Source organism: Marisediminitalea sp. (assembly GCF_984433645.1).
This window is the reverse complement of record NZ_CFIDRX010000056.1, coordinates 1-23,716: the sequence shown is the minus strand read 5'-3', so window position 1 is coordinate 23,716 and position 23,716 is coordinate 1. Positions and strand designations below refer to the sequence as shown.

22 protein-coding genes are annotated in these 23,716 nt (G+C 49.6%); 16 read left to right on the top strand and 6 right to left on the bottom strand.

Annotated elements, in window-relative coordinates:
- The 4 genes from AC4MRN_RS09310 to AC4MRN_RS09295 all read right to left on the bottom strand — a co-directional run.
- The coding region (locus AC4MRN_RS09310) for a hypothetical protein (protein WP_491203112.1) at window positions 1-637 on the bottom strand (637 nt) is incomplete at its 3' end.
- Between the two features lie 20 nt (window positions 638-657).
- Window positions 658-1,821: an exo-beta-N-acetylmuramidase NamZ family protein gene (locus AC4MRN_RS09305; protein ID WP_491203111.1), complete on the bottom strand. Its 1,164-nt coding sequence runs from the start codon at window positions 1,819-1,821 to the stop codon at window positions 658-660.
- 23 nt (window positions 1,822-1,844) lie between these two features.
- Complete coding sequence (gene murQ / locus AC4MRN_RS09300; protein ID WP_370239893.1) at window positions 1,845-2,774, bottom strand: N-acetylmuramic acid 6-phosphate etherase; 930 nt, start codon at window positions 2,772-2,774, stop codon at window positions 1,845-1,847.
- Window positions 2,775-2,831: 57 nt separating this feature from the next.
- The gene (locus AC4MRN_RS09295; protein WP_491203110.1) at window positions 2,832-4,412 is read right to left on the bottom strand and encodes a sodium:solute symporter; all 1,581 of its coding nucleotides are present in this window, start codon (window positions 4,410-4,412) and stop codon (window positions 2,832-2,834) included.
- Window positions 4,413-4,628: 216 nt separating this feature from the next.
- On the opposite strand from AC4MRN_RS09295, the gene alr reads away from it, so the two are divergent.
- From alr to AC4MRN_RS09280, 3 genes are read left to right on the top strand one after another with little or no spacing between them, the layout of a single operon-like run.
- A complete protein-coding gene (gene alr, locus AC4MRN_RS09290; RefSeq protein ID WP_491203109.1) occupies window positions 4,629-5,720 on the top strand; it encodes an alanine racemase in 1,092 nt (363 codons plus the stop codon).
- A gap of 2 nt (window positions 5,721-5,722) precedes the next feature.
- Complete coding sequence (locus tag AC4MRN_RS09285) at window positions 5,723-6,505, top strand: ZIP family metal transporter (protein ID WP_155013533.1); 783 nt, start codon at window positions 5,723-5,725, stop codon at window positions 6,503-6,505.
- A 4-nt stretch (window positions 6,506-6,509) separates the two neighbouring features.
- A complete protein-coding gene (locus AC4MRN_RS09280) occupies window positions 6,510-7,445 on the top strand; it encodes a glucosamine kinase nucleotide-binding domain-containing protein (protein WP_491203108.1) in 936 nt (311 codons plus the stop codon).
- 28 nt (window positions 7,446-7,473) lie between these two features.
- On the opposite strand, the gene AC4MRN_RS09275 is transcribed toward AC4MRN_RS09280, so the two are convergent.
- Both AC4MRN_RS09275 and AC4MRN_RS09270 read right to left on the bottom strand, forming a co-directional pair.
- Window positions 7,474-8,154 (bottom strand): YitT family protein, encoded by a 681-nt coding sequence (locus AC4MRN_RS09275; RefSeq protein WP_073324398.1) that lies wholly within the window; start codon window positions 8,152-8,154, stop codon window positions 7,474-7,476.
- A 249-nt stretch (window positions 8,155-8,403) separates the two neighbouring features.
- Window positions 8,404-9,927, bottom strand: a complete 1,524-nt coding sequence (locus AC4MRN_RS09270; protein ID WP_491203107.1) for a putative bifunctional diguanylate cyclase/phosphodiesterase — start codon at window positions 9,925-9,927, stop codon at window positions 8,404-8,406.
- Window positions 9,928-10,315: 388 nt separating this feature from the next.
- Between AC4MRN_RS09270 and AC4MRN_RS09265 the strand changes: the two genes are divergently transcribed.
- The 13 genes from AC4MRN_RS09265 to AC4MRN_RS09205 form a co-directional block, all read left to right on the top strand.
- Entirely contained in the window at window positions 10,316-11,401 is a 1,086-nt protein-coding gene (locus tag AC4MRN_RS09265) for a hypothetical protein (RefSeq protein ID WP_155013536.1), read from the top strand.
- 9 nt (window positions 11,402-11,410) lie between these two features.
- The gene (locus AC4MRN_RS09260) at window positions 11,411-13,408 is read left to right on the top strand and encodes a CsgG/HfaB family protein (protein ID WP_073324401.1); all 1,998 of its coding nucleotides are present in this window, start codon (window positions 11,411-11,413) and stop codon (window positions 13,406-13,408) included.
- A 16-nt stretch (window positions 13,409-13,424) separates the two neighbouring features.
- Complete coding sequence (locus tag AC4MRN_RS09255; RefSeq protein ID WP_491203106.1) at window positions 13,425-16,232, top strand: fibronectin type III domain-containing protein; 2,808 nt, start codon at window positions 13,425-13,427, stop codon at window positions 16,230-16,232.
- Complete coding sequence (locus AC4MRN_RS09250; protein ID WP_073324403.1) at window positions 16,233-16,625, top strand: hypothetical protein; 393 nt, start codon at window positions 16,233-16,235, stop codon at window positions 16,623-16,625.
- Window positions 16,622-17,059: an LPP20 family lipoprotein gene (locus AC4MRN_RS09245; protein ID WP_073324404.1), complete on the top strand. Its 438-nt coding sequence runs from the start codon at window positions 16,622-16,624 to the stop codon at window positions 17,057-17,059. Before AC4MRN_RS09250 ends, AC4MRN_RS09245 begins: the two co-directional genes overlap by 4 nt.
- Window positions 17,040-18,515 carry a transglycosylase SLT domain-containing protein gene (locus tag AC4MRN_RS09240; RefSeq protein ID WP_491203105.1) on the top strand — a complete coding sequence of 492 codons (1,476 nt, stop codon included), beginning with the start codon at window positions 17,040-17,042 and terminating at the stop codon, window positions 18,513-18,515. The genes AC4MRN_RS09245 and AC4MRN_RS09240 overlap by 20 nt, the downstream gene beginning before the upstream one ends.
- Window positions 18,516-18,527: 12 nt before the next feature.
- Window positions 18,528-19,568, top strand: coding sequence for an LPP20 family lipoprotein (locus tag AC4MRN_RS09235; RefSeq protein WP_155013541.1), 1,041 nt, complete (start codon window positions 18,528-18,530; stop codon window positions 19,566-19,568).
- Window positions 19,565-20,275, top strand: a complete 711-nt coding sequence (locus AC4MRN_RS09230) for a tetratricopeptide repeat protein (RefSeq protein WP_139241613.1) — start codon at window positions 19,565-19,567, stop codon at window positions 20,273-20,275. The genes AC4MRN_RS09235 and AC4MRN_RS09230 overlap by 4 nt, the downstream gene beginning before the upstream one ends.
- Window positions 20,250-20,969, top strand: coding sequence for a hypothetical protein (locus AC4MRN_RS09225; RefSeq protein WP_139241614.1), 720 nt, complete (start codon window positions 20,250-20,252; stop codon window positions 20,967-20,969). The genes AC4MRN_RS09230 and AC4MRN_RS09225 overlap by 26 nt, the downstream gene beginning before the upstream one ends.
- Entirely contained in the window at window positions 20,959-21,750 is a 792-nt protein-coding gene (locus AC4MRN_RS09220) for an MlaE family ABC transporter permease (protein WP_073324409.1), read from the top strand. Before AC4MRN_RS09225 ends, AC4MRN_RS09220 begins: the two co-directional genes overlap by 11 nt.
- A complete protein-coding gene (locus AC4MRN_RS09215; RefSeq protein ID WP_073324410.1) occupies window positions 21,747-22,403 on the top strand; it encodes an ATP-binding cassette domain-containing protein in 657 nt (218 codons plus the stop codon). Before AC4MRN_RS09220 ends, AC4MRN_RS09215 begins: the two co-directional genes overlap by 4 nt.
- Window positions 22,400-23,392: an MlaD family protein gene (locus tag AC4MRN_RS09210; RefSeq protein ID WP_491203104.1), complete on the top strand. Its 993-nt coding sequence runs from the start codon at window positions 22,400-22,402 to the stop codon at window positions 23,390-23,392. Before AC4MRN_RS09215 ends, AC4MRN_RS09210 begins: the two co-directional genes overlap by 4 nt.
- A partial coding sequence (locus tag AC4MRN_RS09205) for a hypothetical protein (protein WP_491203103.1) occupies window positions 23,389-23,716 on the top strand: 328 nt, incomplete at its 3' end. The genes AC4MRN_RS09210 and AC4MRN_RS09205, both read left to right, overlap by 4 nt.

Sequence of the window (23,716 nt, the reverse complement as noted above, 5' to 3'; positions counted from 1 at the left end):
TAAAGTCGTCTCTGGGCAAAGAGGTAAACCCTTGCGAATCCATATACCTGTCGACGGTAAGCCTGCTGATCGCATGCTGAGCAAACACATGCCCTTTATCGGCCGCCTCGTCCAGATAGTCATAGTAACCCTTATTAATCTGATGCTGTGTGCCTTCGCAGTAGGCGTAGCGATGTTCTATACGGGCTGTAGCCGCAGACACGTCACTAAATGATGACGCTTGTTGTAATGCTTCATCGAGCTGCTTTGGTGTGCTGGGCGCGTAGTAACAAAACTGCAGATTCATTCCCAGCACGTATAAGGCGTTAATGTCACCTTCGGATGCGGCAGTAACGAGTGCCGTAACATGAGAGCTAAAATTATCTGAAAATTGCCAGACAGGGGCAGTGAGTAAGACAAATGAGCCGCCCCCTTCCACGGCATTATGTTGCGGCTGTTCATAGACGCCAGCGGTAGTGTTGTTCTCTGCGGGTGCACCTGACTTTATTTCTGGTGTAAGTGGCTGCGCATCTTGTTGCACAGTTGGTGAGTGTTTTGCCGAAAAATAAGGGCTGGTTGCAAACAAATGCCACAGCCAGGCGCTCGCCAGCAATAACAAACATAAACCGGCAATTAACAGGCGGGCAGATTTGCTCATAGTGTGTATGACAAAAAGTGTTAGTTAAGGGGGTACAGCAAGTAAGGCTGCCGGCGTAGTTGATACTCTGCTAATGCAGGCTGCCAGCTAGCGCGGATGGCTTGCAGGGAATCGCCTTTGCTTAACTGTTTTCTCAGTGAATCGGTACCGCTAAGTAAATCGAAAAATCGCGCGCGGTCGATCAGTGGTGTATCGCTTTCTTTAAAAGCCTGAATCGCGGCAAGTAACAGCGAAATATCAAAGCCTTCCATAGTACTGCCAGTCAGGTCCATACCTCGTAACTGCATGTCCTGGTGCTTGGGGTTTGGGGCGCTTTCGGGCATGGATACTGGTGTAAAGACAAATTCCCCGAGTGCGACATCCGGGTGTCCGATAACCTGGAACGGCCAGGGAGTGCCACGTCCTACGCTGATCTCGGTGGCTTCAAACAGACATAAAGAGGGATATAACCGGATTGCCTGCTCGTTGGGTAAATTCGGGCTGGGGGGAACGGGCAATACGTAGCGGTCGGTTTTGCGGTACTCAAAGACAGGCACTACGGTTAACGACAAGGCCTGTGCGCTATTTATCCACTGTTCGCCACGGATCATCAGCGCCAGTTCCCCTACCGTCATGCCGTGTAACAGCGGGATAGGGTGCATGCCCACAAAAGACTGAAATGCTAAATCCAGTACGGGGCCGTCAACAAAGCGCCCGTTCGGATTTGGCCTGTCCAGTACCAATACGGCAATACCCTGCTCAGCGGCTGCTTCCATCACATAGTGTAAGGTGCTGATGTAGGTATAAAAACGGGCTCCGACATCCTGAATATCAAAAACCAGTATATCAATACCGGCCAACATTGCTGGCGTTGGCTTCTTGGTTTTGCCGTACAAAGATCGTATAGGCAGGCCAGTTTTGGCATCGGTCCCATCGCTAATGGTTTCACCGGCCCCCGCGTTGCCGCGAAAGCCATGCTCCGGCGCGAATACCGATGTAATGCTTATATGCTGTGAGAGTAAAAAATCTACCAGGTGCTGGTCTCTGACCCGGCTGGTTTGATTGACCACCAGACCAACCTGTTTGCCTTGTAATAGTGGCAGGTAGGCCGCAGGTTGCTCTGCGCCGACAATGATGGCCTGAGAACTGAAACTAACCAGTACAGTCAGTAGTGTGACGACAATTAACTGCACTCGTCCTTTCATGCTTCCCTCATGGTCTGTAATAACTAGCTCTGAGCCTGAACCGCTTGACGTAAGAAACCGTTATTTTCCGTCAATATCGCTTCTGCTCGCTTTGCATCCAGGCCTGTCAGGATCATTAAAATCGCTAACTTGGCGTGATTATTCGCAGCTGTAAGCGCTTCGCTGGCTTCCTGTTCAGCGCAATCCGTGGCTTGCATCACAATGCGAATGGCACGCGCTTTTAATTTCTGATTGGTCGCATTTACATCGACCATCAGGTTCTCATAGGTTTTGCCCAAGCGAATCATACTGGCCGTGCTGAGCATATTCAGTACCAGCTTTTGTGCTGTCCCTGATTTCATTCGCGTTGAACCGGTAATGCACTCCGGGCCGACGACGGGACAGATGCCTATTTGCGCGCAGTCCATCATGGGTGAGCCGGGGTTACAGGTAACGGTAACTGAGACGGCCCCCAATTCATTGGCATATTCCAGCGCGGCAATGGCATAAGGCGTTCTCCCGCTGGCAGACAGTGCCACGAGCACATCGTTATGGTTAAATTGAATGGCCTTCAGGTCGGCCACACCCTGAGCGCTATCGTCCTCAGCACCCTCTATGGCATTCTTAATTGCACCGTCGCCACCTGCAATAATGCCAATCACTAGTGATTCTGAAACGCTGAACGTCGGTCTGCATTCTACTGCGTCTAAAATACCAAGACGGCCACTGGTCCCCGCGCCCAAATAAATCAAGCGCCCACCTTCCTGTAGACGAGGCACAATGGCATCAACCGCTTTGGCGATATGGGGGATGGTTTTGCGGACCGCGTCTGCTACGCCTGCATCTTCCTGATTGATCTTTTCCAGAATGGAGATTGTGGGCAACAGGTCAATATCCATTGTTGTCGGGTTGCGACCTTCAGAGACAATCTTATTGAGTTGTTCCAGTAGGGTTGCTGAATTGTTTTTAGTCATGAGCATAATTATTAACGCTTGCTTGCGCCTGTCCGAAACAAAAAATACCGTTCGTACTTAACATTGTACGCTGGCCTCCTGCCAAGTTTTACCGGACGTTTGCTGTCCGATGGCACACACTACACCGGCAATCAGTGTGCCAATAACGAGTTGCCACGTGAATCCCAGTGAAAACTGTAAAGATTCAGGCAAATACCATTCCATTATATAAGGTTGTAGCAGCAGTGGGATGATAAAACCAACAATCAGTGCTGCCAGTACCGAGGCCGGGCTTCCCCGTTGGGTAAATAGCGTGACGAAGTACACGCCAAGTAGTCCGCTGTATGAGAAAACCATTACGCCTAGCGCAAACTGCAACAAGGGCGTATCTGAATACTGTTGCCAGTAATAGCACAAACAAGCCATGAGCGCTAATGCCAGCGCAACAAAGGCCATTGCGATGCGGCCTGCGCTAACAAAGTGCTCTTCTGCACAAGATGCGTGCCGTTTTAATTTCCACGGCCGGTACAAATCCTGAATCAATACGCTGGACATCGAATTCAGACCAGAATTCAATGTAGACAGCGCAGCGGCCAGAATACCTATAGTAACTAACCCCTTGAGACCTGCAGGTAAATCGGTCAGAACATAATACATGAATATGGTAACCGGCTCGCCGGCAAACTCAGGTACAGGTGCGCCACTGCTCATGCTCATAATATCCGGCCGCTGATAGTAAATGTACAGCAGCAAACCAATGATGATAAATAACAGCATAACGGGTATCACCATCACGACCGAGAGCAGCATGGCTTTCGCACCTTCCTGCGCATTCTTACAGGTTAATACGCGTTGCGTCATGTCCTGGTCCAGACCAAAGGCCGCTATATTCAGCAGCACGAAACCGGTAAATACCGACAGCAGGGTAAAGACACCGCCCGGGCTAAAGTCAGTACGAGTGTCGAATAGTAAAAGCTTTGATGGGCCATCTGCAGGAGATTGCAGCGCCTGAATCACCGTGTTGAAATCGGCAGGAATGGCCAACCAAAGCGCGATAATCACGGCAACAGCCGCACCGACATAAGTGATCGCTTGCATTACATCACTGTAAATTACGGTGCGAATCCCGCCGTAGACGCTATATACTAAGCCTATGATGCTGATGAGCAATGTGGCAGATATCACACTCGATGCGTCGATATTGCCAAACAGGATCATGGCAACCGCCAAAGCTGCCATGTACAACCGGGCACCACTGGCAAATACGCGGCCGAATAGATACATGAGTCCGGCCTGCTGCTTGGCTGATTCACCAAAGCGATTTTCAAGCAGCTCGTAAACGGTATAGACGTTTAGCGCGTAAAAACGGGGAATAAGAAACCGGGCAACAAAAAAAGCGGCAATGAAAGCGCCGAGGTTGGTGGCCAAATAGGTCAGGTTTCCCCGGTATCCCTGGTCGGGCCCACCTAAAAAGGTTGCCGCCGACTGGGATGTTGCCAGCACCGATATGGCTACCATCCAGATGGGCATGGCGTTGCCACCCAGAAAATAATCGCTCGTAGTGGCGGCTTTTCGATTAAAATACCAGCCGCTCACTGCGAGCAATAAGCCGTAGAGGGCAAAGAGCAATAAATCGATGCTGGTATATTGGGTTAGCATGTAATCACTTTGTGGTCATGGGCAAGCTAAGTTAGGATGCAGCAAACCGCGTTTTCTGCACCAGTGTTATTCCTTCAGCGGGAAATATTTCATGTGTTTATTTCCCAGAATATAAGTCTAGAATATATTATTCTGCGAACATTTCAAATTAAGAATTTATTAATTAATTTAGTCAGTGTATTGTAGGATTTGTGTTCATTACTGAGAGCGACGTCGTTGAGCAGACAAACCCGCGCCATTATTCATCCTCAGGCATTACAGCATAACTTTGCCAGGCTGCAACCGTCGTTGCCAAGCCGTGCGATAGCCGTGATCAAAGCGGACGCCTATGGTCATGGTGCGGTAACAGTCGCCACGGCGTTAAGTGATTTGTGTACATGCTTTGCTGTGGCAATTTGCGATGAGGTGCGTCCGCTGCGAGATGCTGGGATCACGCAGCCTGTGGTGGTGCTTGAGGGGCCACATGATATGCAGGACTGTCAGATGGCGAAAGCGTCAAATAGCATTTTGGTGGTGCACAATAGCGTTCAGCTCGACTGGCTAACGACATTGCCTGTGTCGCAAAGACCAGAAGTCTGGTTGAAAGTTGACTCTGGCATGCACAGACTGGGTTTTTCGGTCGATGATGCTATTGCGCTACTGGCCTCGCATGAGTGGTTAACGGAACAGCCCTGTGTGTTGGTTACGCACTTCGCCTGTGCCGATGAGCCGGATAATCCATTTAACACGGCACAGTTCGACGCGTTTAATCGAATTGCGGCTGCGACCAATTTGCCTGTATGTGTTGCCAATTCTGCAGCTACGCTTACGCATCCGGATCAATGGGGGGCGTGGTGTCGCCTGGGGATTGGGATGTATGGTGCCTCGCCACTGGCGAACAAAACCGCTGCGCAATTAGAACTGCAGGCTGCAATGACGTTACAAGCTGAAGTGATCGGACTGCATAATGTCAAAAAAGGTGAGTCGGTGGGCTACAGTCAGTCCTGGAAAGCGCCGCGGGACAGCGTTATTGCCACAGTGGGAATTGGTTATGCAGACGGTTATCCGCGCCACTGCCCAACGGGCACGCCGGTCGTTATTAGAGGGCATCGGGCCCCGTTGGTGGGACGTGTGTCGATGGACATGATCACTATCGATGTGACCGATATCCCGGACGTAGCGTTACAAGACACAGTTGAGCTGTGGGGCCGACAATTACCTGTAGATGAAGTCGCGCAATGTGCAGGCACCATAAGCTATGAGTTAACGACACGTGTATCGACCCGGGTGCCGAGGACGGTGGAACAGGCTGCAAGGGATAACCCCTGAGCATGGACTCGTCCAGTATTGTCTTAGCCGGGTTTATCGCCAGTGCATGCGCCAGTGTGGGAACCGCGCTGGGCAGCCTGGGTGTGTTTTTTATTCAGTCGCTGTCGAGGCGGCTGGAAGACGGGTTGTTGAGCCTGGCCGCGGGCATCATGCTGGCAGCGACGTTTTTTTCGTTGTTGTTACCGTCAATAGAGTACGGAACGGCTTTGTATGCAAGTGACATTGCCGGTGCTTTGGTCGCTGGCGCGGGTGTGTTGGTGGGGGCGTTTTTATTATTCTTTATTCACCAGACCGTGCCGCACGAACATTTTGTATCAGGGCGCGATGGTGCGTCAGACAAGCAGTTAGCCCGTATCTGGCTGTTCGTTATAGCCATCACCTTACACAATTTTCCGGAAGGTCTTGCGGTTGGGGTGGGATTTGCCGGCGGGGAAATGGCCAATGGCTTGTCGCTTGCGTTGGGGATCGGTATTCAAAATGTGCCGGAAGGCCTGGCGGTGTCGGTAGCCTTAATGTCGGTAGGGTATAGCCGAACTAAATCTGCGGCGATTGGTATCGCCAGTGGGTTGGTTGAGCCTGTTGGCGGATTGTTGGGCGCGGTTGCTGTATCGGGCGCAGAGGTGTTTATGCCTTGGGCGCTGGCATTTTCTGCGGGCGCAATGTTGTTCATCATTTCAGATGAAATCATTCCCGAGACGCACCAAAACGGCAATCAGAATATTGCCACATTCAGTTTGATTATAGGCTTCGTTGTAATGATGTTATTGGACATCGTGTTGGGTTAACAGCATGAACAAAAGTAAACAACTCTTTTGGGTAGGTATTGATGGTGGCGGCACGAAATGCCGGGCTGTTTTGTATGATGCACAGGGCGAAGCGCTAGCCGACGGGTTAGGCGGGCCTGCTAACATTGCCCGCTACCAGCACCTCGCGCTCGAGTCCATGCTGGATGCGGTTAAGGCCGCAGTCGCTCAGGCAGGGTTGGTGTTTGATGATGTGTGCCAGTCACTTACCGTTTGCGCTGGTTTGGCCGGTGCGTTTCTGCCTTCCTCACAAACATTGTTAACGCAGTGGCGGCATCCGTTTGGTGATTTCGTATTTACCTCGGATTTGCAAATTGCTTTACTGGGGGCGCATGCTGGCAAAGACGGCGCTGTAATGATCACAGGAACTGGGTCATGTGCTGCGACGCTTTCCACGTCAGCCAGCGGGTATGCAGTGCATCAAATTGGTGGCTATGGTTTTCAGTTAGGTGATCAGGGGAGTGGGGCATGGTTGGGCCGCCAGGCGGTTCAGCAGGCTTTATTACATGCAGATGGTATTGCCGACGCGAAAGGGATTTATGACATGGTGACTGGGTTTTATCAGTGCCAGTCTGCTACCGACATTGTCGAACGGCTCAATCAGGCTCAGCCGGGGGAATTTGCGCAGCTGGCACCGTCGATGTTTGCACTGGCGCAACACGACACTGCGGCAAAACACATCGTACAGACTGGCGCAGAGTATCTTGATGCACTGGCACATAAGGCGCTGACGAATCCGTCGATTTATCTGGTGTGCTTGGGTGGATTGGCGAACAAATGGACGCCATTTCTTTCTGATTCCGTGCAACAGCGTCTAGTGGAACCAGCACAGTCTGCTGAATGGGGCGCAATGCACTACGCTCGCGCAAAAAATGCGTTTCAGGTGTGCGTTCAGGCTGAACAGGCCGCGGTATTAAAATAACATCCGTCGGCCATATAGCAGCGAATACCTAACCGTTTTGAGGGTGCAGATGGTCAACATCATCTGCGTTGGTGTCGATATCGGCGCTGGACTCCACCGGTTTTACAGACTGTGGCAAGGAGTAGCGCTCAGGCCGATGATTCAGTGAAATCACCATATTAAGACAGAGTGCGGCCAGGATAGAAATCAGTACCAGATAGGCGTCGATAAACAAAAATGAGATGCTCAGAATTACCGTATCAACGCACAGCTGAAATGTGCCTGCGCGAATGTTGAAGCGACTTTGCAGGTAAAAAGCCAGTATTCCAAGGCCGCCAAGGCTAGAGCTGTGCCGGAACATAATAAGCATGCCCACCCCTATCAGAATACCACCAAACACAGCGGCAAAAATGGGGTCTATGCGAGACAGGTCAACAAACTGAGGCACCCATTCAGAAAACAGTGACACCGTGGTTACCGAAATGAAGGTATTCACCATGAAGCGCTTGCTGATTTGGCGCCACGCAAGATAGTAAAAGGGCAGGTTGATGAGAAAAAACAACAAGCCGAATTCGACCGGAAATACATAGGTACTGAGTAATGCCAGTCCAGCGGCACCGCCAACCATCAGTTCCTGAGATTGAAACAAAAAGATACCAAACGCGACGAACAATCCTGCGCAAAGTAATGCGAAAACATCTTCGAAAACACTGTGTGATGCGTTTTTCATAGGCCTAATGCGTATAGTTATTGAAGTCAAAATCACGGTGGCCGGTCAAATTCTGGTGCTGAAAGAAGACTCGCCATGAATAAGACCGCGTTAAATACGCGGATATTATACTGCCACCTAGGGGCGAAAACACGGGGGCAACCGGTTCGGCCCCGGAGGAGAAATATTATTGGTACGGCAGCTTTACGCATTGTAGTAAGACTGTAATGCCAATGTATTTTATTTGTGAAAATGCGGCGCGGTCGCCGGTTATTCTGCGGTGTTCAAATAGCCAAGCAGTTTGTCCAGTGCGAGGGGCTTGCTAAGTAAATACCCCTGAATACTGTCGCAACCAATTTGCTGGAGAATGGTGCGTTGTTCGTCTTGGTCAACCCCTTCCGCGAGTACCTTGAACTTCAGCGCCTTGCAGATATCGATCATGCCTTTATAGATTTTCTCTGCCTGCGGGGAATGCGCAAGTTCGCGAACAAAGCTCATGTCGATCTTAACGGTGTCGACGGGTAAGCGGGTGAGATAGCTTAGCGAGCTGTAACCGGTGCCGAAATCATCTATAGAAAGGGCGAAACCGGCTTCTCGTAGAGAATTTAGCAGTAAAATGCAGTGATTGAAGTCACTGATGAACGCGCCTTCTGTAATCTCCAGTTCGATATCTGACGTGCTGACCTCAGATTCTGCAATGATATCCAACAGCGCCTGAACCAGATTTGGCCGTAAAAAATCGTTGGCCGAAATATTGATCGAAATTTTCCCTTCAAAGCCCTGTTTGCGAAGAACCGGAAGGTCCTGGCACACTTGTTTGACCACAAAGTCGGTTACTTCACAAATTAACCCGGTGCGCTCGGCAAGTGGAATAAATTCTGCCGGTGAGATCAAGCCATCAACCGGATGTCGCCAGCGTATGAGAGCCTCTAAGCCGTTGATCTCCATCGAATGCAGGTTTTGTTTAGGCTGATACCAAATCTCAAGATCGGTTTCATCATCCAGCGCCTGGTTTAACTGTGACTCAAGCAACACCTGGCGAGTCAGGTTTTTTTCCTGCTGTGGGTTAAACAATTTTTCCTTTGCTAACGGGTCGCTTTTGGCGTGATTCAACGCAATGTAGGCAGATTCGAGCAGCGATACCGGATCGCCAGTGGTATTGATATTCAGCGACATGCCGATTGACGGGGTCAGAAATACCGCGCCTTTCTGTGTACTAAACGGCGCTTCAAATTGGTCGGCAATCCATTTGGATACGTCCCAGATTTCTTCGTGACTTTCCATTTTGGTAACGGCCAGCGCGAATTCGTCACCATGTAATCTGACTAATTTAAACCTGTGGGCTTCGTAACGCTCAAGACGACGGGCGATTTCGAATAAAATAGAGTCGCCGGTTGCATGGCCTACGGTATCATTGATGTTGCTGAATCCATCGAGTTCAACCAGACAGATACCGGTGATAGCATCGGGGCGCTTTTGGTACCAGATTTCGATCTGTCTCAAAAGAGACACACGCAACGGCAACTGCGTTACGTGATCGATCTTTTCCTGCTTCCGGTTGATCACAATTTCCACCAAGTCACCTTTTTGAATCAGCGTGACACAACGATGGCACAACGGCGCTACGCCATGCGTATTCTGCTCGGATTTTACTTCAAGCTCATTCAGATGCTGAATCAGAAACTCGCATTCATCGGGGTAAATAACCGACCGACGTTGCAATGACAATAAGTAGCTTTCCAGTTCGGCTGCCGGACATTCAAAATACCAGATGCCAGTGGAATCACTTTGCATGCCTGTTTCCTTTCAGTGTGTTAAGCGGTAACTACAGCGTGCTGGCCGGAAGTACCAGACTGCAACCGTTTCCAAGAAATTATTATATTCAATAATGATAATAAACCTTTGTTGGATTTATACACGTAAAATTTTAGTGTTTTGTGGATAAGCGATGCAATTTGGCAACAGGTAGGAACAGTTAATCCTAATAATCAGTCTGCAGGTGTAAATGATTTTCTACAAACAGAGTTAAAAATCCGTAAAAAAGCAAAAAAAACCACATTAACAGAAGACATTAAGGGTGAATTCTGGATAAACTGCGATGAGCGGGAAGCATTAGTGCAATAACTCGACAATTGGATTATATTTACTACTTGTCGTCGTATAGTTGGTATTTGGAGACACCATGTCAGTGTGCAATGGAAGCGTAAGACGTATTTTTCGCATCGCATTCACGCTCTGCGCTTTAATTAGCGTCGGAGTAAGCTCATCAGCAGCTGCAAAGCTGGTTGAAGCAAAGGGAATCAGTGAGTTAACCGAAGACAACATGGTGGAAGCGCGGAAAGTCGCGCTTGAAAACGCCAAGCGGGCGGCGGTTGAACAAGTTGTAGGTACCTTCGTTCGCTCTCGTACCGACGTCAACAATTACCTCCTCGGTAAAGACCAAATCTATTCCAGCACGGCTGGCCAAATCGACGAATATAAAATCATGTACGACGGCCCTGGCGATAACGGGGTGTACGAAGTGGTTATCCAGGCAGACGTTCGGGTAAATGCGCTTGTCGATAAAGTCGCTCAGATTCAGGCCTCTATGGGCTGGACAAAAATGCCGCGTATTACCGTGGTCATTGATGACGCATCGGAAAACCTCGTAGTCGCGCAAAACGTGCGTAATGAAATGGTGGAGCGTTTATTGCGCGATGGCTTCCAGGTATTCGACGAATCAGAGCCTGTCTATGCTGGTTTCGCGGTAAATCTGACCGTTGATGCGCAGATCAAACCTGATGAATTCCAGGGTATGAAGATTAACGCCAATGAGCTGACGCTGGGTATGAAGGTGACGCGCGTTGGTGACAATCAGGTATTGGCCGCTGGCGTGAAAAGCGCGAGTAAACCCGGCGTAAAATCAAACAGTATTTTCAGCAAGCTGTCAGCCGATATTATTCGCAAGGAATGGCCACAGCTTCGCAAGCAGCTTATCAAGTTCTGGCACCTGGAACAGGTTCAGGCGCGCAACATTTTCTTAGATATTGAAGGTGTAGAGTCACTGGATATCGCCAATCAAATGAAAGCGGCGCTCCAGGATGCCATGCCGGCAGTGCAACAAATTGAAGTATCAACAATCGCCAATGGTGTAGCCCACCTGGTTATTAGTTACAAAGGGTGGACCGAGCAGCTTTATGAAGAGCTGTTGGCGAGTCAGGTAGCCCAGCGTCACAAAATGACAATTCTTGGCGTGTCTGGAAATAAAATCACCGCAACCAAAGTTTGAGGATAAACAATGAGACGGTATGTACTGGCCGCTCTGGTATTGTCAGCCCTAGCAGGGTGTCAATCAACGGGCAAGGGAAAGAAAGAGTTTGACGTATCTCAACAACTGGCGGCAGCTGGCAATTACGCAGAAGCCATTGCGTACTTGCAACAAGCCATCGCCAAAGAGCCTGACAATAAGCAGTATGCTGCACAGCTGAGCAACATGCGCTTAAAAGCCTCTCAGGACTTATTGGGTCAGGCACAGGCACTGTTGAATGCGGCGAGCGTTGACATTAACGCCATTGATAAAGCCGAGTCACTGGTAAACGAAGCTAAGCAGTTTTCGCCAACCTTACCGGCTATTGGTGAGCTAGAAGCCAAAATTAGTACGTCACGCACAGCGCTGATTGATGAAGTAAAAGAAAAATACTCTGAAGCGCTGGCGTTAATTGACCGGCAGGACTGGGTACGCGCCAATCTGACACTGCAACAAGTACAAAAGCTGTATCCAAACTTTGAAGCCTCCGTGCCTTTAGCCTCAAGAATCAAGACAGAAGGTACCCGCGACTATCTGTTACAGGCTAAAAAAGCCTTTGTTAATTACGAGTTCGAAGATGCAAAGTTGGCAGCGCGTAAGGCCAGTATGCTGGATCCGACTAATGCGATTGCCAAGAAAATGGCTGCCGATGCGGACTCGAAAAACACCCCTGTGTTCTTCAAGAACTTAGCCGCTGAGTCTGTCGATATTCAAAATTGGTCGCTGGTTGAATTTGCGTGTGACAAGGTACTGGCTATGTCTGGTGATGACCAGGACTGCCGCACCTGGAAAGTGACTGCAGTCGAGAAGCAAGTCGACGAAAAAGTGTTGGAAGGCACACGTCTGCTACAGCAAGGTTACATTGCCCGTGCCGTTAAACTGTCAATTGAAATTGATGAAGCAACGGGTGGTGCGCTACCGCCTCGCGCTGCAGCCCTTCGTAATGCGGTTGTATCGCGCGCCGAGGATATTGCTATTGAGTACATGGATAACGGTAACTACGGCGTTGCTTGGTACATGTATGAGTTAATCGGCAAGCTTGATCCATTAATGGAAGGTTTGTTCGAAAAATCCCGTGACGTGCAGGACAAGATCCGTGAGCGTGTTATTAAATCCATTGCGGTGTTCGACTTTAAGAGCCCGTCTTACAACATGGATGCGGGTGGCTTGATTGCCGGTAAGTTGATCTCAAACCTGTTCAACAACGCAAGTAAAGACATCAATATCCTTGAGCGTGAAAACCTGAAGTCGATTCTGGAAGAGATGAAGTTGGGCCAGATTGGTGTAGTTTCCGAGGACACTGCCAAGGAAATGGGCCGCTTATACGGTATCGACGTTGCTATCATGGGTTCTGTACTGTTATTTAAAGTCGATCAGACTCGTTCTGAGAGTGCTGAAACCGTGCGTTATCAGGTGGGCCAGGAAATCCAGGACAACATTGACTTCCTGAACTGGAAAGCACTGAATCCGAATCCGAAGAAAGACGAACTGCAATCTGCACCACAAGCAAAAATCATGGTGCCGGTATATGCGGAGAAAGAGTACACCGTTACGAAAGCCAAAAAAGTGGGCTTCATCGAAATTTCCTACCGTATCGTTGATGTCTCTACAGGCCAGAACGTTAGCGTTGACACCATCCGCTCACGCCTGGTGAAAGAAGATGAAGGTAACGACGGCGTGAAAGATGCGAACGTACCTTATGATCCGCTGGAAATTGCAACCGATACTGAAATGTTGCAGCTGATGGCAGACCAGGTAGTTGAGGACCTGTCGCGTAAAGTGCTGCAGCCATTGCGTAACCGCGAAGTGGGTTACTTTGAACAAGGCGAAGAGTTCCTGTTAAGACGTAAAGAACCGATCGCTGCATTAGAGCAATTTATCAATGCCATGTTTGATGAAAAAGTGAAGTCTAATATCAATTCACCGATTTCATCGAAAATTGACGGGTATGTTGAGCAAATTATCGATACCTATCAGTTTAAAAACTAAGTAGTAGGCGAGGGATATGCGCGGAGTAGTTAACAGGTTACTTGTGCTGGTTATGCTATGCATACCAGCGGTGGTTCAGGGAAAAACCAGCCTGGCGTTGTTTAATCTAACGCCAGCCAGTATCGATGCTATCGGGCTGGACGGTGACCTGTTATTTTCGATGCGTAAAGAGCTGGAAAGGACGCAAACCTACCAGCTGTTATCCCGTCGTCAAATGGAAGAAGGCCTCTACAGAATTGGCGGAGCGCAAGTCGCTGATACCGATCAGGTTATTAGCTACGGCAATGACTTAGGGGTCAATTTCATTCTTACCGGCACAATCGATATTAAGCGTGCCACCATTATCGTCGACTTTAAACTCGTCGATGTCAGTAATTCCCGGGAAGCTGCCATCTGGCAGGAAAGTTTCCTGACCCAGGGGGATCTGGTTTCAAGAGCCTCTGAGATCGTCGCGTCACTGGAGCGACGTATTCGCAAAGCGCAATCTCTAAAGCCTGAATCGTCAAGCGCCGCATCGGCATTAACCGAATTCCGCGGAACCGCCCAAGGTGAACAGGTGGTGCTTGAATGGAAAACCACCGAGTTAGGACCTGTTTTTTACTACAACCTGTATCGCGGCGAGTCTGCTACGGGTCCTTTTGAATTTGTGGAAAGCACCACAGAGCCCAAATACGTTGATACACGTGTGCCACAAAGCGGCACATATTTTTATCGTCTGGACATTATCCTTGAAACGGGTGAAGAAGTGGACGGCGGCATGTTGGCCAGGGCCAGTATCTCTAAAACGGAAGTTGCAACGGACGTTACTGCACCGGCTATTTTGTCTCATCAGGTATTTGTAAATGGCGTCTCTCTGGACTTTGTACCCTCGATAGCGAACAAAGAAAAAACCGCAGCCTATCAGGTTTATTACCGCGAAACCGGCGGCAGTTGGCAACTGGCGGTAAAGGTTGAAGATACGGGCAAAATTAATTATTCCGTTACTGCTGTTAATATCCTTGAAGCCGATACGCAGTATGAATTTGCGGTCACAACGGTAACCGCCAGCGGTAAAGAAAGTGCTAAGTCGTCACCGGTTCAAATAACGAGTGCGCCGTCTGTTACGCTGAGTGTTGACGACGCAGTGTTAACTCGTGAAGTCCGTCTATCGTGGCAGCCAGTTGCCAATGAATACGGTATTAAGGTTTACCGCCGCGAAACAGGCGCCGATGACTGGCGTGTCGTTGGCGAAGCCGCCTCAGGTCACGGTGGCCAGTATACCGATACGAAGGCACTCAGCGACGGCGTGTCTTACGAATACGCAATTACCTTATTCGACAGGTTATCAGAGTCGGCGTACACCAACACGGTGCAAAAGACCACTAAAAAGCTACCAGCCCCGGCCGAATTTACGGTATCCGGTGGAGTGAAATCTGTGCATCTGTACTGGTCAGAAGTGCCTGATAATGATGTGACGGGTTATCGGATTTTCAGAACTCAGGACGCATTGACTCCTGACACCATGCTTGAAGAGTTGGCAGATGTCAGCGGTAAGAGCAAAACCCAATTTGTAGATGGTGTCGATAATAGTGAGCCGCTACTGGACGGGGAGGAATACCACTATCTGGTTGTGGCGACCAATAAGTTCGGCGGTGTCGGTGTGGTTTCTCAGACGCAAACCGCAAAAACTAAACCGAGACCGGATCAGGCAAGCAGTCCGACACTGACCGTAGAAGACAGCCAGATTACCGTTAGCTGGCAACCATCCAATGAGGTCGATATTAAGCAATACCGTTTATATCGTCGCTGGAATAATGGCAACTGGCAGCAAATTGCGTCGGTGCCTGCCAGTGAATCTGCATTTATCGACAGCGATTTAAAACCCTATGCGCAAACCGCTTATTACGTTGTTGCCGAAGACAAAGATGGCCTGCTAAGCGACCCTTCTGATTACGCCGTAGCAAAAAGTCCCGATGCCATTGCGCTGCAAGTCGCGAGAGACGGGGAGTTGCGTCGCACGGATTTATCGTGGAGTCAGCACCGCAATATAGATGGCTATCGACTTTATCGTCGCTTGCAAGGCAGCAATGGCTGGAAGCTGGTTAAAAACATTACTACGCCTTCTATTACACAGTTCAGTGATGATGACCGACGCAATCTGGCCGACGGTGTTACCTATGAATATGCCCTTACTGCGCTCGATGGCGATACCGAAACAGAGCAATCAAATATCGTGAGCGCAACAACAAAGCCTGTTCCCCAACCTCCGTCGCGATTCCAGGCCGCCAGCGGTGAAGTCAAAAAAGTCACTTTAAGCTGGGTGCCGTTAATGGATGCTGATGTGAAGGGGTATAAAATTTACCGCAAAGACGGCAATGACTTTGATTTACTGGAAACCATCGACAGTCGTACCAGTGGCAGGTTTGTAGATGAAGGTAATTTCTTTAAGAAGTTAAAAGACGGTACACAGTACGAATATCGAATCGTGGCCTATAATCGTTATGATGCTATCGGTCCAACGTCAGATTCCGTTGTTGCTGAAACCAAGCCTGTTCCGACGCGGGTTGAAAACGTCGTAGCGTCTGAATCTGTGCCGAATGTCGTATTGCAATGGCAAGCAAATCCCGAGTCTGACATTTATTATTATCAGGTTTACCGAGGTTCCAGTTGTAGCAGCGTCAGAAAACTGGCCAGCGTGAAAAACACATCCTACGTGGATGCGGATGTCTCTGGCGGCCGTAGTTATTGTTACCGCATCAGCGCTGTTGATACAGACGAATTAGAAGGTACTACCTCTTCATCGGTGGAAATCTCCACCACAGCTGTGCCCGAAGGAGGCCAATAAATGAATGCTCCAAGGAAATATCCTGGCATTGCCACCGCTGTGTTACTGGGCATGTTATGTGTGAGCAGTGCATCGACTACTGCCAACGAGTTATCGGCCATCAAAAAAGTCAGTGAATCAAAAGAACTAGGCTCATTACGCGACAATTACAGAGCCTGTGTCGTTGCGAAAGCGAAGCTGTACTTAAAGGTCAATTCTATCGATTCAACCATCGCTCATGCACCTATCGCCTGTAAACGTGAACTGCTCAGTATTCGTCAGTTTTTATTGTCGGGGGCGTTTAAAGTAGATGTCGTTGATCAACTCATGGATTCGGTGCGTGAAGGGGTCGAAATTGACCTGGTAAACAGCGTTTATGACGAAGTACTTAAACAGAAAGGTATTAAACAATGAAGCGTAAATTGTTAGCGCTTGTTGCTGTACTCGCGTGTTGTGGTATGGCTCAGGCAGACACACCTCCTGGCGTTGTCACCGCACTGGGTTTTGGAACGATTGATCCGGCCATGGCGAAAACCAATGCCCAGGCCCGCATGTTGGCCAAACGTGCCGCGCAGCTGGACGCACAGCGACAATTATCTGAACAGGTTAAAGGCATAGAGATTCGCGCAGGATCAACCGTAGAAGAATACGAGGTGCGCAGCGATATCATCGCTACCCGGGTGAAAACCTGGTTGCAGGGTACGGTGGTCGTCGACGAAAAAGTCTATGAATCAGAAGGAACCTGGGTAGCCGAAGTGACATTGGGGATTTGTTTAACCAATGAAGCGGACGTCTGTAAACAAAGGGAAAGTTTAGAGGCCATTAGCAATGCGGCTAAACAATACTAAACGCCTCGTTTCGTTATTTTTCCTGGTACTTGCGGTCACAAGTCCGGTTTCGGCACAGTCGGTTGATGATTTTGACGACATCAGCGCCCAAATGGATCTGGAATTCAATACTCAGGCCCAACGCATAGACGACATTTACGATGCCGTTGACCAAGCTATTGACCGCGCGTTTAAAGGTCTTACAAAACGCATCGAGGTAAAGTGGCCCGATGGTGCTCTGCCTGACCGCCATCGCTGGGTTACTTACAATGCTTCGATGTCGAGCCGCGCGATTGCGGACTTTGACAAAGGCGAGCTGGTTGTAGAAACGATCATTGAACCTGGTGCTGACATTCAGGAAAAGCTCGCCGAACTTATGGCGATGTCCAGTTCAATTGCGACGGCGACTCCCGAGCAGCTGGATGCCCAGGATGTGCTGCGCGAAGCTGTCATCAAAGAAGTGGCGGAAGTCACAGAAGCGTCCAGTGAAGTGATTCCGTCTACAGAGTCTTCCATCCAAACCGTTCTCCCCATTAAAATCGATACTCAACTGGCCGACCTGAATGAGCAGTTGGCGGTCAGGATGGCAGAAGTCGAAGCAGAGCAGCAGGCCCTTGCTGCTCCCGAGCCAGAAACAAAAACGAAGCAGCTCAGTGCAATCACCGCCATTGCTGGTCCGGTTAAGTCAGTGGGTGGGGGCAACAAGCCCGATAGAGTTAAACGCGACGCGGTTGCGCCGACCATGGAGTCAGATCCTGCGAAGCCCGAACAACCGTCATCTCGGCAAACACAGACAGCTGTAATTAGTAGTCAGCAAGCGCCAGCTGAAACCGTTGAGCAAGCCGCGCCAGCTGCAGTTATGCCCGTTGTAGATGTGGTGGAAGAAGACGGTCAGACGCGTCTGCAACTGCGCATTGCGTTTGTTAATGATTATCAGGAAAAGTTGTTTGGCCAGTACTTCAATGAAATAAAAGCGTATGCCAAACAATATGACGTGCCGGTATCCGTGATCATGGCCATCATTGAAACAGAATCGAGCTTTAATCCCAGAGCGGTTTCACCGATACCTGCGTTCGGATTAATGCAGTTGGTACCGAAAACAGCCGGCTTAGATGCGCACTTGTTTGTGCACGGCGAAAAGAAAATTGTCAGCGCAGACTACCTGTTTAACGAAGAAAATAATCTCAAACTCGGCTCAGCGTATTTTCACTTATTAACGCACCGGTATTTACGCAAAATCAGTGATCCAACGGTGCGGTTTTATTGCGCTGTTGCCAGCTACAACACGGGTGTGGGCAATGTGGCCAAAACCTTTACCGGTAAGAAAAGTATCAGTGCAGCAGTCAAAGCAATAAACCAAATGGCCCCTGACGAGGTGTACGATTTCCTGCTGGCACATTTACCCGCACAAGAAACCCGGAACTACCTGAAGAAGGTGGTGACCCGGATGGAAAAATACAAGCAATTTGACGCATAGCGAGTCAACAACATGAAAAAATCTTCAAGCGCCGCTCTTTATCTATTTGCACTGTGCAGTGCCATCTTTTTCAGTGCTGCACAAGCCGACGAGGTCGTACAACAGCAGCCTGGCGGCCAGATAAACTGGTCAACAGGGGTAATTTCTGCGTATGGTTACGGCGTCGCGCCTGACGATGTACCGCTGGTGAAGCAGCGGTTACTAGCCCGCCGCGCTGCGCAGCTTGACGCTTATCGGAACCTTGCCGAGATGATCCGCGGTGTGCGCGTAACATCGGAAACCGTTGTTGAGCAGATGGTAACACAGAGCGACACGGTGAAAACCAGTCTGGAGGCGATGATCAAAGGCGCAGCCATGACTGCAGATCACTATCAAAATGACATTGCTACCGTCACAATGACCATGTCGATGGATGGCCGTTTTATTCAAATGATCGCCCCGCATGCAGCGAAAACGGGCATGAACACAACAGCCTGGTATCAGGCGCCCGTTGACTGGGTATTGGCAACGACAGCCAATATCCGTATGCCGCGATTGACCCTGTTTCCTCAGGCAATGGCCAGCGATAGTACGCAGCAGGTCCTGGTTATCGATAATCCAAATCAGCTGGAACTGGTAAAAAACATCACGAAATTGCTAAAAGCTCAGCCTCAACAACAGGTGATTACACAGCTCGAACAGCAAATTGAGTTTTATGAAAGCAACAGCAACTTTACCGGTGTACTGATTGATGCAAGCCAGATTAGTGCTTTTGAACTGGCGACAATTCCGCGTATCCGCAACGCAAAAGGTGACATTATTTACCCCAACTCAAACGATTTGGCTGAGGGAAATATCAGTAGCCGACCGGTTTCCTACGACTTTGATGTAGGTGATGCGGTTCGCAATGCGCGTATAGCCGTTAAGCCATTTATCATTCCTGCCGAAGGTATATACAAATCTCGTAATTCTGATCTGGTGATTTCTGACCAGGCTGTCGCGTTACTCAAGTCCCAGCAAACCTTGCTGAAAGCATTGGGTAATGCCGAAGTAATGATAGTGGTGGCCAGGTGATCAGACGGCTTTGCGTTTGGTTAGTCATTTGCGTACTGAGCCTGCCAGCGATGGCAATGGCTCAGGAGCTGGCCTCACCCAAAGTCGCCATTGTTGAAGCACAGATCCTTATCGACAAAGGGGAAATTGTTAACGCCATTGAGCTGCTCAAGAATGCAAATCAACAATTTCCCGGTAACGATATTCTGCTCATTCTGTACGGTGATGCGCTTTACGAAAATAAGCAAATGGCATTAGCGGAACAAGCTTACATGCAAGCATTGGAAATTAATCCGCTCAGCCCCACCGCCGCCAAGCGAATTGAAGTAATTCGCGCCATATCGAACGCTTCAGTGAGCGAAAAAGCCCAGCAACTGGAAGAGCTTACTCTGGATAAGCTGTTTGATTTGTTGGCAATGGCTCTGGCTTTTGCGTTAGGTACGGTTATGTCCAAGTACCTGCGTAAGTTTTCCGACTGGAACTTTATGCGCCGCAGCCGCAAACTCTTTTTGAAAGGCGATTACGACGACTTCGTGGATTTGCTGGAAATCCAGCTTTCAACCAACGAGCTGAAGCCGTTGCGTAAAAGTATCGAGTTTATGCAGCAGCACATGGCGCATGAAGAGATTAACCGCATGCTAAACCGCTATGTGAATACTGAGGACAACCTGCATACCCTGACACGTATGGTGAGGCTAAGTTATGAAGCGGGCTACCACAAAGACTAGTTTGCTGTGCGCGTTGGTGTTGTTAGCCAGTTGCGCCAGTGCACCTCCGCCACTCACTACGGCGCAGTCTTTTAATGCGCTCGCCGCTGATCCGAATTTTTCACCTTATGCCATGCGAGCTGTTGCGAGCAAAGCCTTCGAAAGCGGTGATTTGGAACTGATGTCGTCGGCACTGTGGCGATTGTGTCAGCGCAGTGTCGCTGTTGGTGGTAACACAATAGATTGTGAAGATTACCTCGATGTTGCGCTGATTCAGAACAATGCCTCCGACCAGGCTCAGGCCAATATGGCACTGTATTTTCTGACCCGCGACACGGCCTATCACGACAAAGCAAAAGCACTATTGCCGGATGACAAGCCGTATTATCAGCAGTTGCTGTCGGCCCGATTGGAAGATTGCCTGAATGTCACTGAAGCAAGCGAGCCATTAGCGCTCCAGTGTTATGTCAGTGGCAAGCATTTCAGCCACGAGGCGGCATTGAAAAAAGCGTTAACGCTGTTTGAACAGTACGGCGCACAACACAATGTGGCAGATACCTACTATTTGCTCGCCCGGATTGCGGCAGACAAGGGGCAAACAGCACAGGCAGAGATGCTCGCCGCCAGAGCTTCATTGCTGTTAAGTCAGCTTGGTGAAGCGCAGAAAGCCCGTCAGGTTCGTCAGTGGCGTCAGGATGTGCTACATGCTCAGTAAAATCGGCCTGCGCGCCCGACGTTCTGGCAGTGTATTTATCGGCATCATTGGCTTGCTTGGACTGGCTATCAATACCTGTCCTCAGTTGCTCAAACCGCAACGGCGTCGTATTTTTTGGTTGCTGTTCAAACGTCAACTGTATAATTCAGGGCTAAGAGCCGCGTCAATTAATACGATTATTGCAATGCTGCTGGGCATTTTTGTAATGTCGAAAGCCTATGCGGTAATCCCCAACAACACACAGTTTATCGATTACTACGCGCAGTTTTTTAATATTGTGGTGAACCGTGAAATTGGCCCATTGATTTCTGGCATTATCCTTATTGCCCGTTCGGCATCTGCGGTCACCGCGGAAGTCGGGCAAATGCAGTTATACCGTCAGTTCGATGCACTTTCTGCGGTACATATGAGCCCGGCGCTGGTGTTTCTGTTGCCAGTGTTCTTTGCCTTTCCGGTATCGCTCATGCTGATGTTTTTCTACTTCAACATGATTTGTGTATTAACGTCGTTTGCCATGATCGAGTTGTATCACGAGGGTGGTATTACGCTAGTGGATTATATTCGTGCGCTGTTACAGCAACTTACGGTTGTAGAAGTGGCGGTAAGTATGGCGAAAGCCATGGTGGGCGGATGCTTGATCGGTCTGGCGAGTTTGTATTTTGGCTACCATGTCGAAGACCGGTTTACCGATGTATCCCGCGCGATCTCTAATTCCAACACGTTTCAGTTGTTTGCCTTTTTTGTGCTGAACATCGGCTTGTCGTATTTGGTGTACTTATGATGCGATTAAAGCTCGACGACATCACCTTGCAGTTTGCCGATAAAGCCATTTTCCAAGGGCTGAATCTGCATCTGAAACCGGCGGAAATTGTCTGTGTGCAAACCGGCGTTTTGGATGGCGGCTCAAGCCTGTTAAAACTCGCCGCGGGTTTACTGACTCCTGACCGCGGACATGTTGTGGTGGACGGGCTGGCTATGAAGGACATGACCGAGCAAGCGCGTTTCGGTGCGACCTGTATGGCGTTTGAAGCAGGCGGCTTGCTCAGTATTTTTACCAATTACAACAATATTGCGTTTCCGCTGTTGTACCATACTGACATGTCTAAAAAAGCCATTGCGCAGCGCATTGAACCGCTGGCAGAGGCGCTGCAAATCCAGTCGCTGTTGCAGTTAGAGCCGCATCAGCTAAATGATGTACAAACCCGTATGATGAATTTGTTGCGGGCAATGGTATTTCGCCCCAAACTGTTATTATTGGATGAAGTGCAAAGCGGGATGTCATTTGAAATGCGTGAGAACATGTTGAACGTATTGCTGACAGAGCAGCAGTCGCAGGGGTACTCCGTATTAATGACGACGACGGTCGGCGACCGCACGGACTTTGCTGACCGTACCCTGGCCATTACCGGGGGTAAATTGGAGCCAATACAATGAGTTTTGCGCCATCACAATCACTGTCTTCCCGCGCTCAGGATACTGTGCTTGGTTTATTTGTGGTGGTCGCTATTGTACTGGGCGGCTGGCTGTTATTTGAAGATACGCGGCAAGCGCAAGGCAAGCAGTTAACTTTTGAGGCAGTGCTGTCTTCGTCCTATGGATTAAGCAAAGGCTCACCCGTCAGACTTAATGGCGTCAATGTGGGGCGAATTGAGTCAATCGGGCTGACTGCCCAGGGCGATGTTGCCTTAACACTGTCCATGCAAACTGAATATCAGTCGCTGTATCGCGAAGGCAGTCAGCTTAAAATCGACTCAACACTGGATATAGACAATGTTCTGTCCGGAGCCGGCATCGCGTTTATTCCCGGCACGGGCGCGCCGCTTGGTAATGGCGCCACGCTTACGGCCTCTGAGCCAAAATCCCTTAAAACACTGATGGAAGAGTGGGACATTCAGGCCCTGTCGCAGAAGGTGGCAGACATTCTGATCAATCTCGATGCGATAGTGAGCAATGTCAGCAATAATCAGGACAGCCTGACACGGAGTCTGGAAAATGTGGCCACACTGACCGAAAGTATGAATGACGCCAGTCAGCAATTACCTGCGGTGCTGGCGCAGATGCAGCAGACCATGAAGGTCATGGAGTCCACGTTGCAAAACGGGCAAACGACACTGACCGACAACATGGGCGCGTTTACCGATGTTGCTGAACAGTCCAGTGCGCTAATTAAAAGTATCGACAAGATAGCCAGCAACATTGAACCTACAGTGAGCGAGCTACCTGAAACACAGGCTCTGCTGAATAATTTACTGTTTGAAGTAAATGGGCTCACTCAGCAGTTACGTCAACACTGGTTACTACAAGGCGGTCAGCCTGCCAGTGACAAGTCGGGCAAACGCCCACAAGGTAACGGCCTGTTTCCACCCGACGAATCACTTTACCCGTCTGAGCGTGGTGAATCACAAGGAGAACCTGAATCATGAATCAGCTGTTAACGCGCCTTACGTTCGGTGCAGTGATTACTCTGCTGGCAGGCTGTTCTGTCAGTACCAAGGACTCTATTTCAATTGGTCAGCCGCAGCGTTCCGCCAGTAGTTCTGTTGAGAACAATACCGGGACCAGCGGTGACAAACGGGAAATTCCAACCAGTATCGCCATCTTACCATTCAGCAACAACACGGAAGAGCAGGTGGCGGGGCCGCTGTTACGTCAGGTGATTAACAGTCAGTTAGCCGGGCGGAATTTCTCATTAATGCATCCCGCGGAAGTCGACAAACGGCTGCCTTCAGGCCCGCTGGACCACTCCA

Bases quoted from the DNA above. Each gene is read 5' to 3' on its own strand.
- AC4MRN_RS09235 (WP_155013541.1), top strand. From the start codon at position 18,528: ATGAAAAAATCTTCAAGCGCCGCTCTTTATCTATTTGCACTGTGCAGT.
- AC4MRN_RS09250 (WP_073324403.1), top strand. From the start codon at position 16,233: ATGAATGCTCCAAGGAAATATCCTGGCATTGCCACCGCTGTGTTACTG.
- AC4MRN_RS09295 (WP_491203110.1), bottom strand. From the start codon at position 4,412: ATGCTAACCCAATATACCAGCATCGATTTATTGCTCTTTGCCCTCTAC.
- AC4MRN_RS09240 (WP_491203105.1), top strand. From the start codon at position 17,040: ATGCGGCTAAACAATACTAAACGCCTCGTTTCGTTATTTTTCCTGGTA.
- AC4MRN_RS09215 (WP_073324410.1), top strand. From the start codon at position 21,747: ATGATGCGATTAAAGCTCGACGACATCACCTTGCAGTTTGCCGATAAA.
- AC4MRN_RS09255 (WP_491203106.1), top strand. From the start codon at position 13,425: ATGCGCGGAGTAGTTAACAGGTTACTTGTGCTGGTTATGCTATGCATA.
- AC4MRN_RS09260 (WP_073324401.1), top strand. From the start codon at position 11,411: ATGAGACGGTATGTACTGGCCGCTCTGGTATTGTCAGCCCTAGCAGGG.
- AC4MRN_RS09245 (WP_073324404.1), top strand. From the start codon at position 16,622: ATGAAGCGTAAATTGTTAGCGCTTGTTGCTGTACTCGCGTGTTGTGGT.
- AC4MRN_RS09225 (WP_139241614.1), top strand. From the start codon at position 20,250: ATGAAGCGGGCTACCACAAAGACTAGTTTGCTGTGCGCGTTGGTGTTG.
- AC4MRN_RS09275 (WP_073324398.1), bottom strand. From the start codon at position 8,154: ATGAAAAACGCATCACACAGTGTTTTCGAAGATGTTTTCGCATTACTT.
- AC4MRN_RS09220 (WP_073324409.1), top strand. From the start codon at position 20,959: ATGCTCAGTAAAATCGGCCTGCGCGCCCGACGTTCTGGCAGTGTATTT.
- AC4MRN_RS09270 (WP_491203107.1), bottom strand. From the start codon at position 9,927: ATGCAAAGTGATTCCACTGGCATCTGGTATTTTGAATGTCCGGCAGCC.
- AC4MRN_RS09210 (WP_491203104.1), top strand. From the start codon at position 22,400: ATGAGTTTTGCGCCATCACAATCACTGTCTTCCCGCGCTCAGGATACT.
- AC4MRN_RS09285 (WP_155013533.1), top strand. From the start codon at position 5,723: ATGGACTCGTCCAGTATTGTCTTAGCCGGGTTTATCGCCAGTGCATGC.
- AC4MRN_RS09305 (WP_491203111.1), bottom strand. From the start codon at position 1,821: ATGAAAGGACGAGTGCAGTTAATTGTCGTCACACTACTGACTGTACTG.
- murQ (WP_370239893.1), bottom strand. From the start codon at position 2,774: ATGACTAAAAACAATTCAGCAACCCTACTGGAACAACTCAATAAGATT.
- AC4MRN_RS09265 (WP_155013536.1), top strand. From the start codon at position 10,316: ATGTCAGTGTGCAATGGAAGCGTAAGACGTATTTTTCGCATCGCATTC.
- AC4MRN_RS09280 (WP_491203108.1), top strand. From the start codon at position 6,510: ATGAACAAAAGTAAACAACTCTTTTGGGTAGGTATTGATGGTGGCGGC.